8 protein-coding genes are annotated in these 13,756 nt (G+C 67.3%); 4 read left to right on the plus strand and 4 right to left on the minus strand.

The window, feature by feature from the left end; all coding sequences use genetic code 11:
* Positions 1-8 precede the first annotated feature (8 nt).
* Complete coding sequence (locus tag AVT10_RS08120) at positions 9-470, plus strand: MarR family winged helix-turn-helix transcriptional regulator (protein WP_232307933.1); 462 nt, start codon at positions 9-11, stop codon at positions 468-470.
* Here the strand turns inward: AVT10_RS08120 and AVT10_RS08125 are convergent.
* Positions 464-1,468, minus strand: a complete 1,005-nt coding sequence (locus tag AVT10_RS08125) for a YihY/virulence factor BrkB family protein (protein ID WP_232307934.1) — start codon at positions 1,466-1,468, stop codon at positions 464-466. The two genes, AVT10_RS08120 and AVT10_RS08125, sit on opposite strands and share 7 nt — an antisense overlap.
* 199 nt (positions 1,469-1,667) lie before the next feature.
* Between AVT10_RS08125 and AVT10_RS08130 the strand changes: the two genes are divergently transcribed.
* Both AVT10_RS08130 and AVT10_RS08135 read left to right on the plus strand, forming a co-directional pair.
* Positions 1,668-3,776, plus strand: coding sequence for an autotransporter assembly complex protein TamA (locus AVT10_RS08130; protein WP_443018142.1), 2,109 nt, complete (start codon positions 1,668-1,670; stop codon positions 3,774-3,776).
* Entirely contained in the window at positions 3,776-8,002 is a 4,227-nt protein-coding gene (locus AVT10_RS08135) for a translocation/assembly module TamB domain-containing protein (protein ID WP_066689792.1), read from the plus strand. Before AVT10_RS08130 ends, AVT10_RS08135 begins: the two co-directional genes overlap by 1 nt.
* 29 nt (positions 8,003-8,031) lie before the next feature.
* On the opposite strand, the gene AVT10_RS08140 is transcribed toward AVT10_RS08135, so the two are convergent.
* Positions 8,032-9,180, minus strand: a complete 1,149-nt coding sequence (locus AVT10_RS08140; RefSeq protein WP_066689793.1) for an endo-1,4-beta-xylanase — start codon at positions 9,178-9,180, stop codon at positions 8,032-8,034.
* A gap of 101 nt (positions 9,181-9,281) precedes the next feature.
* Here AVT10_RS08140 and AVT10_RS08145 point away from each other — a divergent pair, with 101 nt between their 5' ends.
* Positions 9,282-11,408 carry an alpha-glucuronidase family glycosyl hydrolase gene (locus AVT10_RS08145; RefSeq protein ID WP_066689794.1) on the plus strand — a complete coding sequence of 709 codons (2,127 nt, stop codon included), beginning with the start codon at positions 9,282-9,284 and terminating at the stop codon, positions 11,406-11,408.
* A gap of 210 nt (positions 11,409-11,618) precedes the next feature.
* Here the strand turns inward: AVT10_RS08145 and lexA are convergent, their stop codons facing one another.
* Positions 11,619-12,281, minus strand: a complete 663-nt coding sequence (gene lexA, locus AVT10_RS08150; protein ID WP_066689795.1) for a transcriptional repressor LexA — start codon at positions 12,279-12,281, stop codon at positions 11,619-11,621.
* Between the two features lie 53 nt (positions 12,282-12,334).
* Positions 12,335-13,513: a molybdopterin molybdotransferase MoeA gene (locus tag AVT10_RS08155; RefSeq protein ID WP_066689796.1), complete on the minus strand. Its 1,179-nt coding sequence runs from the start codon at positions 13,511-13,513 to the stop codon at positions 12,335-12,337.
* Positions 13,514-13,756 lie beyond the last annotated feature (243 nt).

Raw genomic sequence — 13,756 nt, forward strand, 5'->3', positions numbered from 1 at the left:
TCGCAGCTGTGAACAAACGCCTGCTCCTGGATGACTTCCTTCCCTATCGCCTGTCGATCGCATCGAACCGGGTTTCGGATGCGATTGCATCGACCTATCGGTCGTTGTTCGGACTGCGCATTCCCGAATGGCGGCTGGTGACGGTGATCGCCGAGAGCGACGGGATCACGCAGCAGGCGCTGTGCGTCGCGACGCGGATGGACAAGGTGACCGTCAGTCGCGGCGCGATCGCGCTGGTCGACCGCGGGCTGGTCGAACGACGCGCCAATGCCGGGGATCAGCGGTCGCACCTGCTACGGCTCACCGCGTCCGGGCGGGCCTTGTACGAAGAGGTGGCGCCCAAGGCGCTGCTGATCGAACAGGAACTGTTCGCTTCGTTCAGCGCGCAGGAGATCGACGTCCTGCGCGACATGTTGGCACGGGTCCAGGCGGCGGCCGACGCCATGGAGCAACGCACCGGCGATCAGTAGCGGTCGCGGCGAGGCTTCATCTGTCGCTTGCTGGGCAGCGTATCGGCCAGGCGGGCACCGCGATGGCCCATCGGCCGGGGATGGCCGACGGTCGAATCCACCGCCGTCTGTCGCTCCGCCTCTGCATTGATCTCCGCGCCGATCAGGATCGCCAGGCTCGACACGAACAGCCACATCAGCAGCACGACGACGGCGCCCAGCGCGCCGTAGGTCGCGTTGTAATTGGCGAAATTGGCCGCGTAGACGCCGAACAGCACGGTCGCCAGCAACCACAACAGCGTCGCTGCAACCGAACCGACCGACAGCCACCGCCATTTGGCGCGCGCCCGATCCGGACCATAGCGATAGGCGAAGGCGATGGCGGCACTGGCGATGCTCGCCGCGACCAGCCACGTCGCCCCCTGAATCGCGATCGCGCCGGCGGTGCCGAGGAACTGGGTCTGGCTCCGGATCCAGGTCAATACGCCGGCCGACAGGATGCCGACGATGGCGGCGATGATCGCCGCGACGGTCAGCATCGCCGCCAATGCCGTGGTGACGACGATGCTCCGCTCGTCCTCTTCCTCATAGATGACGTTCAGCGCCTGGATGATGGCGCTGGCGGCACGCATCGCGCCGTAGATCGACAGCAGCAGCGCGACGAACAGGCCCAGCCCGGCCTGCGACGATGCGGTAGTGACGACCGCTATCAACTGGTCCGAAATCAGCCGCGCGGCATCGGCGGGTACGAGGTCGAAGATCGTCTCCATGTGCCGGGCGACCGTCGAGGGATCGGCGATCAGGCCATAGGTCATCACGATCGCGCCCAGCAGCGGAACGAACGACAAGAAGGCATAGAAAGCGACCCCCGCCGCCATCAGCGTCAGATTGTGATAGCCGACCATGGTATAGACACGGACGAAGATCGCGCGCCACGCCGGCCAGGGGTGCTGCCACGGATGTTCGGACTGGCTGCCCGGCACGTTGGCGGGATCGATCGGCGGTACGGTGTCGGTCAATGTGGCTCCCCTTGCTGCCCGGACCAACGCAGCGCCGGTCGATCGGATGCAGCGTGGCGTACAAATTGAACCAAATCCGCTGCTTGGCGTTTTCGGGGTGAACGGGGGTCGTACGTCACGACGCCTGCCAAGGGGACGGGGACAGGGTTTGGGGGATTTTCGCGCAAGGACAGTTGTTGTGCTGCTTGCCAGCACGATGATGATCCCGGTCGCTTCTGCGCAGCAGCAGGCGTCGTCGCCTACGACAGTCCGTACGCAGCAACCGCCGGTCGAACCGATCGTTCCCAACAGCGAGTTCGACTCCGCACTGCCGACCCTGTCGGGCGACATCAACGCGCCGCTGGAGCCGATGTCGGCATTCGATGCGAAGCCCGCACCGACCACGCATACGCCGCCCCTGCCAACCCCGACCGCTCCGACGACGGAGGCGCAGGTGCCCGCCGAAACCCTGCCCGACGCAGTGTTGCCCGAGGCGCCGGAACTGGCCCAGCCGCTGACGCCGCTATCGTCGTTCGACGTCACCCCGGTCGAGGTTGCCGGCGTCGACGACAAGAAGGCGGTGGAAATCCGGTACGATACCGTCGTCAACGGGCTGGACGAGATCGACGGCACGACGCAATTTCGTGAACTCTCCGCGTTGCGCGAAGGCGACGGCAAGGCGGCCAACGCCGCGATGGTGCAGGCCCGTGCCAAGGAGGACGAGCAACTCGCGGTCCGCATCATGCGGGCCAAGGGCTATTATGACGGCACCGCTACCTCCGCGATCGAACAGCCGCCGGGGCAGCGGCTGCGTGCGGTCGTGACCGCCATTCCGGGCAAGCAATTCACGCTGGGGTCGATCCGCATCGATACCCAGCCGACCGTCCCGCCGGATCTGGTCCAGCGCGAATTGCCGCTGAAGGTCGGCGATCCGATCGATGCCGAACGCATCCAGGCAGCCGAGGCGAATGTCAGCCTGAAGCTGCCGCAGCAGGGCTATCCGTTCGTCGAGGTCGGGCAACGCGACATCCTGCTCGACGATACGACCGTAACCGGCGCCTATACCCTGCCGGTCACCACCGGTCCGCGATCGTCGTTCGGGACCTATTCGACGACCGGCAAGCTGGCGTTCGATGCCGAGCATGTCGGCGTGCTTGCCCGGTTCAAGCAGGGTGAGTTGTACGACAACCGCAAGGTCGACGACCTTCGCGCCGCGCTCGTGTCGACGGGACTGTTCTCCGGCGTGTCGGTCGAGCCGCAGCGCACCGGGCAGATCGCGCCGGACGGGACGGAATATGTGAATCTGCTGGTCAAGCAGGATGCCGGGCCTGCGCGGACGCTGGCCGGGGAAGCGGGTTATGGCACCGGGCAGGGCGTCCGGCTGGAAGGATCCTGGACGCATCGCAACCTGTTCCCGCCGGAAGGCGCGCTGATCGTGCGCGGGGTCGCGGGCACGCAGGAACAGGGGGCGGGTGTCACCTTCCGCCGGTCCAATGCCGGTCGCCGCGACCGGACGTTCCAGATCCTCGCCAATGCCAGCCGCACCAATTACGATGCGTTCGAAGCGTTTACGGGTACGCTCGGCATCCGCTGGTCGTACGATTCGACGCCGATCTGGCAGAAGCGTTTCACCTATGCCTATGGTGCCGAACTGATCGGCACCAACGAAGACACTTACGATTTCGACGTGGCGGCGCGCCGTCGCAAGACCTATGGCATCGCCGCGCTGCCGCTGTTCGCCGGGTTCGATACGTCGGACAATCTGTTGAACCCGACCAAGGGGTTCCGCCTCAAATTGAACGTCAGCCCCGAGGCGTCGGTGCAGGGTGCGGTTCGGCCCTATGGCCGGTTCATGGTCGAGGGCACCGCCTATTACCCGATCGGGGAGAGCATCGTCATCGCCGGCCGCGCGCGCGCGGGATCGATCCAGGGGATCGCCCGCGACGATCTGGCGCCGTCGCGCCGTTATTATGCCGGCGGCGGCGGCTCGGTGCGCGGCTTCGGGTTCCAGGAACTCGGGCCGCGGACGCCGGAGGTGGACGAGGACGGCAACAACCTCAACCGTCCGATCGGCGGACGCAGCCTGATCGAGTTCGCGCTCGAAGCCCGCTATCGCTTCGGCAATTTCGGGATCGTGCCGTTCATCGACGCCGGTCAGGTGTATGAATCCAGCCTGCCCAAGGGGTCCGACCTGCGCTTCGGCGCGGGTATCGGCGGGCGCTTCTATACCAATTTCGGTCCGATGCGGGTCGATGTCGCCACGCCGATCGCAAGGCGGCCGGGAGAATCCAAGATCGCGCTCTACATCTCGATCGGGCAGGCTTTCTGATGACCGACGCCGACATGCCCGCCACCGAAACCGTGATCCTGCGCGATCGTCCGTTGTGGCAGAAGGTCCTGAAATGGGTCGGCATCGCGCTGGCCACGCTGATCATCCTGCTGATCGCGCTGGTGTTCGCGCTGAACACCGGGCCGGGGCGGGGGTTCATCGTCAGCAAGCTCGACGGCTACACCACCGCGTCGGGGCTGAAGGTCAATATCGGCCGGATCGATGGTTCGCTCTATGGCGCGATGACCGTCCGCGAGCTGCGGCTGAGCGATACGCAGGGCGTGTTCGCCTATTCGCCGGAAGTCGCGGTCGACTGGCGGCCCTTCGCCTTCGCGAACGGGCATGTCGATATTCGTAGCCTGACGAGCCCGCTGATCCGCTATGCGCGCAATCCGGTGTTGAAGGACACGCCGCCGGGCGACCCCAATGCGCCGCTGCTGCCCGACTATGACATCGACGTGAACCGCCTGCGCGTCGACCGGATCGAGGTCGGCCCGGCGGTGACCGGGCAGCGCCATATCGCGCGGCTGGACGGCGAGGTGCATATCGCCGACCGTCGCGCGCAGGTGACCGCCAACGCCGCGACCATCGCCGCGCCGGGCGTGGCGGGGGGCGACCGTGTCGCGCTGAAGCTCGACGCGGTGCCCGACGATAATCGCTTCGATGTCGATGCCCGGATCACCGGACCAGCCAATGGCATGATCGCGGGAATGGCGGGACTGAAGGCGCCGATCGTCGCGACGGTCGATGGCCAAGGCGACTGGCGTAACTGGCGCGGGCGACTTGCCGGCACGCTGGGCGGGCGGCCGCTGGCCGATCTGGCGCTGACCGGACGGGAGGGTCGCTTTACGGTCCGGGGCTCGACCCAGCCGGGATTGATCCTCCAGGGTCCGGTCGAACGGCTGACCGCTCCGCGGCTCGACGTGGCGATCGATGCGGCGTTGCAGGATCGCAAGGCCGATACCCGCATCCAGCTGCGATCGAGTGCGCTGGCGGTGAACGCCGCCGGTTTGCTTGACCTGGGCAACAGCCGGTTCGGCAATTTCCGGACCGAAGCGATGCTGCTGACCCCCGGTGCGATCGCGCCGAACTTAAACGGGCGATCGGTCCGCGCCGCTGTCGTCCTCGACGGTGGGTTCGGCACGCCGACCGTGGATTACAAGGTGCAGGCCGCTGCCTTGGGTTTTGGCGAAACCGTCGTTGAACAGCTCTATGCCGAAGGACGGGCGACGGTTGATGCCGACCGCATTCTGATCCCGATTGCGGCGAAGGCGCGGCGTATCTCTGGGCTGAACGCGGCGGTCGGCGGACTGGTCACCAACGTCGCGATCAATGGTTACCTTGCCATTTCGGGCGATCAGGTGCTGTCGGACAATCTGCGCATCCGGTCCGACCGGATCGACGCGACCGCCATCGTCGCCGCCAACCTGACCACCGGGCGCTACACCGGCGCGATCAAGGGGCGGATCAACGATTACGAAGTCGCCAGCATCGGCATCCTGAACCTGACGACCGACGCCAGCCTCTATGCCGCGCCACAGGGCGGGTTCGGGATCAAGGGCCGTGTGGTCGCGCAGACCACCCGCCTGTTCAACGAAGGCATTCGCAACTTTCTGGGCGGCAACGTCACCACCACGCGCGCAGATGTCGGTGTGGGACCGGATGGGATCGTCAGCTTCTCCAACGTGCGGATGAATGCGCCGCAGTTCCGTATCACCAACGGTTCTGGCCGTTATGATCCGGCGGGGCCGTTGCTCGTAAATGCCGATGCCTATTCGACGCAATATGGTCCGCTGAGTGCGCGGGTGACCGGTACCGTCGCTGCGCCGCAGGTCCTGCTGCGCGCCGCGCGCCCGGGCGTTGGGGTCGGGCTCGCCAATCTCGAGGCACGGGTGCGTGGGCAGGGCGACCGCTATGCGATCCAGGCGACCGGCAATACCGATTACGGGCCGTTCCGCGCCGATGTGCTGCTGTCGACCGCGCCGCGGCTAGTCGCCGATATCCACTCCGCAACCTTTGCCGGCATGAATATCGACGGCCGGGTGGAGGCGACCGATGCCGGGCCGTTCGCAGGGCGAATCAACTTCGCCGGATCGGGCGTGGCCGGTATCGCGCGCCTGTCGGCTCAAGGGCGATTCCAGCGCGCGGACGTGAATGCGCAGGCGTCGAACGCGGTCATTCCGGGCAATATGGGGCTGCGCATCGGTCGCGCGATCGTGACCGGCAGCGCGGTGCTGTACGACCAGCCGGAAATCGTCGCCGATGCGCAGGTCGCCAACCTGTCGATGGGCGACTTCCTGCTCCAGCGCAGCCGGGCGAAGATCAACTATCGCGGCGGCAACGGCACGGCGCAGATGTTCGCCGAAGGGTCGTCGGGCGTGCCGTTCCGGGTCGCCGCCAATGCGCGGCTGCGCCCAAACGACTATCTGGTCGCGTTGCAGGGTGTCGCCAATTCGATCCCGTTCAAGACGGTCAACCCGGCGCGGATCGTGTCGGCCCCGGGCGGCTATCGCCTGTACCCGACGCGGATCGACTTCGCGCAAGGCTCGATCCGCGCGGCGGGCGTCTATGGCAATGGCATGTCGATCCAGACCCGGCTCGACCGGTTGGACCTGAGCATCGTCAATGCCTTCGTGCCGGGCACCGGTATCGGTGGCACCGCGACCGGGAGCCTCGACTTCGCGCAGGCGGCGGACCAGAGCTTTCCGCGGGCCGATGCACGCCTGACCATCCGCAATTTCCAGCGGACCAGCCTTGCCTCTGTCTCCGAACCGGTCGACATCGTCTTTGCCGGCGACCTGCGGCCTGAGGGTGGCAGCGGACGGGCGCTGATCCGCCGCGGCACGACCACGGTCGGGCGGATGGTTGCGAACCTCCGGCCGTTGCCGCCGGGTAGCGGGTCGTGGGTCACACGGATGCTGGCGGCACCGCTGTCGGGCGGAATCCGGTACAACGGCCCGGCGGGCGTGCTGTTCTCCTTTGCCGGGCTGGCCGATCAGCAGTTGTCCGGGCCGATCGGCCTGGCCGCCGATTTCGGTGGGCGGGTGCAGTCGCCGCAGCTGACCGGCATCGTCCGCGCCAACAACCTGACCTATGAGAATGAGACGCTGGGCACCCGGCTGACCAATCTCGGCATCAATGGCCGCTTCACCAACGACCGGTTCGAGCTGACCCAGCTGCGGGCGCGCGCCGGTGAGGGCACGGTTGCGGCGCAGGGAACAGTGGGCTTGGCGGCGGACAGCGGCTTCCCGATCGACATCCGCGCCCAGCTGCGTGATGCCCAGTTGGCGCGCAGCGATGCGCTGGGGGCATCGGCGACCGGCGACATCCGCATCCAGAACGGGCGCGATGGGGGCCTGATCTCCGGCGACCTCGTCATTCCCGAAGCGCGCTACCAGATCATCCGGCAAGGCGCGGCCGAGGTGCCGGAGCTGACCGGCGTCCGGCGCAAGAGCGATGCGAACCGGTCGAATGCGACACCGCAGCGGCAGGCGGCGGCGTCGGCCGGGTTGTTCCGCCTCGCGCTGCGGGTGCGAGCCGATAACCGGTTGTTCGTGTCGGGCATGGGGCTGGAGTCGGAATGGCAGGCGAACCTGCGCATCGCGGGAACCTCCGCTGCGCCGACGATCAACGGACAGTTGCAGCTGGTGCGCGGCACCTACTCGTTTGCCGGCAAACGGTTCGAGGTCGAGCGCGGGGTGATCCGGTTCGAGGGCGAGGACTATACCAACCCGGTGATCGATATCGTCGCGTCGACCACGGCCGAAGGCATCACCGCGTCGATCAACGTGTCCGGCACCGCGCAGGCACCGCAGATCGCGTTCAACTCGACCCCGTCGCTGGCGCAGGACGAAGTGTTGTCGCGGCTGTTGTTCGGCAGTTCGGTGACGAACCTGTCTGCGACCGAGGCGATCCAGCTGGCCGCCGCGCTGAACTCGCTGCGCGGGTCGGGCGGCGGTGGGCTGAACCCGCTCGGCAAGTTGCGTTCCGCGACCGGGTTCGACCGGCTGCGCGTGCTGGGCGGGGACGAGGCGAGCGGGCGCGGCACGTCGCTGGCGGCGGGCAAGTATCTGACCGATGATATCTATATCGAGATCATCACCGATGCGCGGGGCTTCACCGCCACGCAGATCCAGATCGCGCTGTCGCGGACGCTCAGCCTGTTGTCGCAGACCGGATCGTTCGGCGGGTCGAACGCTTCGCTGCGCTACAGCCGGGATTATTGATGGGCGGCGGCGGTAACACCGCCGCCGCGTCACCGGCGGTGCGTGGTGCCGTTCGCTAGCGCGGCGATCATCGCGTCGCGCAGCGGCTTGGGTTTGAGGTCTATGTCATAGGGACAGCCGCGCGCGACGGCCCCGTCGGGGCGGGGTTCGAAGCCACGCAGCCAGCTGTACCGGTCGCTCAGGCCCCAGGCGAGGACGTCGCCCAGTTGCGGGTAGGACAGCATGATGTCGAGGTACGCGCGGGCGAAGTCGGCGACGCCACGGTCGCGCGGGGCAATCGCCGCCGGTAACCCGCGGTCGCGTACGTCGAATTCGGTGATGACCAGTCGGTACCCCATCGCCACAACCCGGTCGAGGAACCGCCGCCATTCGGGTTCGAGCCGATGGGCGAGCACACCGGCGTCGGTGGTCGGCTGGAACAGGCCGATATGCGACTGCACCCCGAGCGCATCGACCGGCGTGCCGCGACGACGGAACTCCTCGAGCAGCGAGAGCACGCCAACGCGATGCTTCTCGTTGCCGTCTTCCCAGCTCATATAGTCGTTATAGACCAGCTCGGCATGCGGCGCGGCGGCGCGGGCGGTGCGGAAGGCGTGGTCGAGCACGTTGGCGGTCCCGCCCATCGCGCGCGACAACGACGTTTCGCGTAAGGCGCCGGTGTCGGGATCGACCGCTTCGTTCACCACGTCGTAGCTGTAGATCTTTCGGCCGTACCGCTTGGCGATCGTATCGATGTGGTGGTCGAGAATGCCGGCCGCTGCCGAGGCCGGGCGTTGGCCGAAGTCCTGGGTGTTGAGCCATGCGGGAAACCATTTGGAATAGGCCCAGTAGAGCGTGTGGCCGCGCATCATGAAACCGTTGCGCATCGCCCAGTCGACCATCGCGTCGAACTGCGCGAAATCGAACCGGTCGGCGCTGGGGCGCAGCGCCTGCCATTTCATCTGGTTTTCGGCGACCAGCACTGCGCAGTCGCGTTGCAGGAGCGCGGCGTAGGCCGGGTTGTTGAATGACGCTGCGTCGCGCCCCGGCGGCGCCCAGGCGAAGGCGGACCCGAAGCGACGTCCATGGCGGGCGGCAGCGTCCTTCAGGGTCAGCGGCGCCGAGGCGGCGGGTAACGCCTGCGCGGCAAGCATCGCTGCGCCTCCGGCGAGGATGCTGCGGCGGTCGATCAGGGTCATGCGCTCTCCATATCCTCGTTCTCTGACGTGGTAGCGTTACCATGATCGCGATGATATGTCGGTGTCAACGCCGTCGATCAGACGGGATCAGAGGATGCACGATGTTGAAATCGCTCGGCTGGATGATGGCGCTGTGGGTCGCCTGCGCGACTCCGGCACGTGCTGAGGACGGCTATGACCTGTGGCTGCGCTATCGGCCATTGCCTGCGGCTCAGGCCGATGCGGTTGCGAGCAAGGCGACGACGGTCGTTCGCGATGAAGATGACGAGACGATCCGACTGGCAGCAGCTGAGCTGGAGCGCGGGCTGTCGGGGCTGACGGGCAGGCGGATCGCGGGCGGCGATCTGGGCGAGGGGGCGATCGTCATCGGTACCGCGCGGTCGGCGCGGATCGCTGCGTTGCGGCTGCCGTTGGCCGGGTTGGGGCCGGAGGGCTATCTGGTGCGGTCGGTGACGGTCGAGGGTCGACCGGTGACAGTGATCGCGGCGGACCGGCCGGTGGGGGTGCTCTATGGCGCATTCCGGCTGTTGCGGATCGCGCAGGCCGGGCAGTCGCTCGACCGCCTGGCGATCGTCGAGCGGCCGCGGCTGGCGCTCAGGGTGCTGAACCATTGGGACAATCCGGACCGCTATGTCGAGCGGGGCTATGCGGGGCAGTCGCTGTGGGACTGGCAGAAGCTGCCGGGGTTCAGCGATCCGCGCTATACCGACTATGCCCGGGCCAATGCGTCGGTGGGGATCAACGGCGCGGTGCTTAACAACGTCAATGCCAGTCCGGATATGTTGACGCCGGCGTTCCTGACAAAGGTCGAGCGGCTGGCGACGATCTTTCGGCCCTGGGGGATACGGGTCTATCTGTCGGCCAAATTCTCCGCCCCGATCGAGATTGGCGGGTTGAAGACGGCGGACCCGCTCGACCCGGCGGTTGCTGCGTGGTGGCGGGCCAAGGCGGACGAGATTTATGCCCGCATTCCCGACTTTGGCGGGTTTCTGGTCAAGGCCAATTCGGAGGGGCAGCCGGGGCCGGGCGATTATGGGCGGAGCCATGCGGAGGGGGCGAACATGCTCGCCGCCGCGCTGAAACCCCATGGCGGCGTCGTGATGTGGCGGGCGTTCGTCTATGCCCATGACAAGCCCGAGGACCGCGCAAAGCAGGCGTATAGCGAGTTCCAGCCGCTCGACGGGAAGTTCGCCGACAATGTGATCGTGCAGGTGAAGAACGGGCCGATCGATTTCCAGCCGCGCGAGCCGTTCCATCCGCTGTTCGGGGCGATGCCGCGCACGCCGCTGATGATGGAAGTGCAGATTACCAAGGAATATTTGGGGTTCGCCACCCACCTCGCCTATCTGGGACCGATGTGGGAGGAGGTGTTGCGGAGCGACACCTATCGGCCGCGCCGGGGCATGACCGTGGCGAAGGTGCTTGCCCAGTCCCGGCTGAGCGGCATGGCGGGGGTGGCCAATGTCGGGACCGACCGCAACTGGTCGGGGTCGCAGTTCGACCAGGCCAACTGGTATGCGTTCGGGCGGATGGCGTGGAACCCCGACGACCGGGCAAGCGATATCGCGCGGGACTGGGCGGCGATGACCTGGGGGCCGGCGGTGGCCGATCCGGTGGCGGCGATGATGCTGCAGTCACGGCAGGCGGTGGTCGACTATATGATGCCGCTGGGGCTGCATCACCTGTTCGCGACGGGGCATCATTATGGGCCGGGGCCATGGGTCGATGATCTGGCGCGGCCGGACTGGAACCCGGTCTATTATCACAAGGCCGACCGGGCGGGCATCGGGTTCGACCGGACCCGGAGCGGCAGCGATGCGGTGGGGCAATATGCGCCGGCGCTGGCGAAGCGCTGGGGCGATCCGGCGACGGTGCCCGAAGACCTGCTGCTGTGGTTCCACCATGTTCCGTGGGAGCGGCGGATGGCGTCAGGGCGTACGCTGTGGGAGGAACTGGTCGCGCGGTACGATCGCGGCGTGGCCGAGGTTGCGGCGATGCAGGGACAGTGGGCGGCGCTGCGGGGTCGGGTGGACGAGCAGCGACATGACGAGGTCAGCCAGTTCCTGACGATCCAGCGCGCCGAGGCGCAGTGGTGGCGGGATGCCTGTATCGCTTACTTTGCCGAGGTGTCGGGGCGGGCCTTGCCGGCGGGGGTCGTGCCGCCGACGCATCCGTTGGCGTGGTATAAGGCGGTTCGGACGCCCTATGCGCCGGGGAATGGGCGATAGGTCGTCCGCTCCGGTCGCAGAAGAAGAAGCGGGACCCCGGCTCAAGGCCGGGGTGCCGGTCAGTTCACCGATGTCTGCCCAACGAAGCGAGAGGTCTGGCTTGCCATTTTCGGCTAAGTGTCAGCGTTTAAACGGCTATTCGAAATAAGTTCACTAAGTTCACACTCGCCGCGTTTGTCGTCGGGACGCCTTTACCAACGACATTGCGAATCAATAGCGGCGCAGCAGGCCGGCGAGCTTGCCCTGTACGCGCACCTGTTCGGGGCGGTAGCGCTGCGGGTCGTAGCTGCGGTTGGCGGGATCGAGCCGGATCATCGCGCCTTCGCGGCGAAAATATTTGAGAGTCGCTTCGCTGTCTTCGATCAGCGCCACCACGATCTCCCCATCACGGGCGGTTTCGGTGCGGCGGACGAGCGCATAGTCGCCATCGAGAATACCGGCCTCGACCATCGAGTCCCCGGCGACTTCGAGCGCATAATGATCGCCCGCGCCGAGCAGGGCGGCGGGAACGGGCAGGGTCGCCTGTCCCTCTATCGCCTCGATCGGGACACCGGCGGCGATGCGGCCGTGCAGCGGCAGTTCGATGACGTCGTTCGCCGGCTGCGGGGTCGGGCGGGGCGTTGCCATGGGCTTGGCCGCCGGCTTCTTCGCGACGGGGCGGTCGGGCATCCGCAGCACCTCCAGCGCGCGGGCGCGGTTGGGCAGGCGGCGAATGAATTCGCGTTCCTCGAGCGCCGAAATGAGGCGGTGGACGCCGGACTTCGACTTGAGGTCGAGCGCCTCCTTCATCTCCTCGAACGAGGGGGAAACCCCGGTCGCCTTCAACCGGTCGTCGATGAAGCAGATCAACTCGTGCTGCTTACGCGTCAGCATAACGTCCTCCGTCGGAACAGACGTGGAACCAATAGGAAACGATTTATGTGGCGTCAAGCGAGTTGCAGGATTTCCGCCGAGTCGCCGGCATCGGCCGCCGGGGCATGGGGTGCCCGCACGATCAGGCAGTCGGAACGGGCAAGCGTGCGCAGCATCGAGCTGTCCTGAATGGCGGCGGTCGACACCTGTCCGTCGATCAGCGTGGCGCGCAGATAGTCCTGGCGCGGGCCGTTGGCGGGGAGCGGGTGGGCGAGCGTGGCGCGGATGGCGCGCGGCATCGGATCGGCGGCACCGGCGATGCGCGCGGCGAGCGGGCGGACGAACAGCAGCGCGGTGATGAACGACGATACCGGGTTGCCGGGCAGGCCGAGCACGGCGGCGTCGCGCAGGCGACCGGCGAGCATCGGCTTGCCGGGACGCAGCGCGATCCGCCAGAAGTCGAGCTCGCCGCCGGCTGCGGCAAGGGCCGGGCGGACGAGGTCATGGTCGCCGACCGAGGCGCCGCCGGTGGTGACGAGCAGGTCGCAATCTACCGCGCGAAACGCATCGACCAGCGCGTCCATCCGGTCGGGCAATATGCCGAGGTCGATGCGATCGACCGGCAGGTCGGCGAGCAGCCCGGCGAGCATCAGGCCGTTGGATTCGGGCAGCTGGTCCTCGCGCAAGGGCTGGCCGGCGGGGACCAGTTCGTCGCCGGTGGCGGCGATGGCGATGCGGGCACGGCGGCCGACCGACAGGGTGCCGTGCCCGGCGATGGCGGCCAGTGCGGCGCGGGCGGGGGTGATGCGCTCGCCTGCCGCGATCAGCAGGTCGCCCTCGCGGAAATCGAGGCCGGCGCGGCGGACATTGCCGCCACGGACCGGGCCTTCGCCGGCGAGGTGGAGACGGGTGCCGTCGCGGGTCGCCTCTTCCTGCACCAGCACGCAGTCGGTGCCGGTGGGCATCGCGGCGCCGGTGAAGATGCGGGCGGCCTGTCCCGGGGCGACGGTGCCGGGGAAGGAGGCGCCGGCGGCGCTTTCGCCAATGACGTCCCACGGACCGGGGAGGTCGTCGAAGCGGATCGCGTAGCCGTCCATGGCGGACAAGGGCCGGGCGGGTTGGGTGCGCAGGGCGACGACGTCGGTGGCGGCGTAGCGGCCGAGGGCTTTGGCGAGGGGGAGGGTTTCCGGGGCGGCTGGGCGGGCGAGCGCGAGGACGCGGGTCTGGGCTTCGGCGACGGGGAGGAGGGTCATGCGCTTGGCCTTATGGCTTACAGGGCGGGTGGCAGTCACTCTTCGTCACCTCGGACTTGATCCGGGGTTCCGCTTTCTCTCTCGATAGAAGTAAGAAGCGGGACCCCGGGTCAAGCCCGGGGTGACGTTGGGGGTGGGGTTGGTTGTGCGTTCGCCGTGGTCTGCTCGATGGTCGATAGAATGTGAGCCGCGGTCGATCGATTTTCTCGTCGTCATTCGCGCGAAGGCGGGAATCCATAGGCG

The organism is Sphingomonas hankookensis, assembly GCF_001619955.1.
In the GTDB taxonomy this organism is placed as follows: Bacteria; Pseudomonadota; Alphaproteobacteria; order Sphingomonadales; family Sphingomonadaceae; genus Sphingomonas; species Sphingomonas hankookensis_A.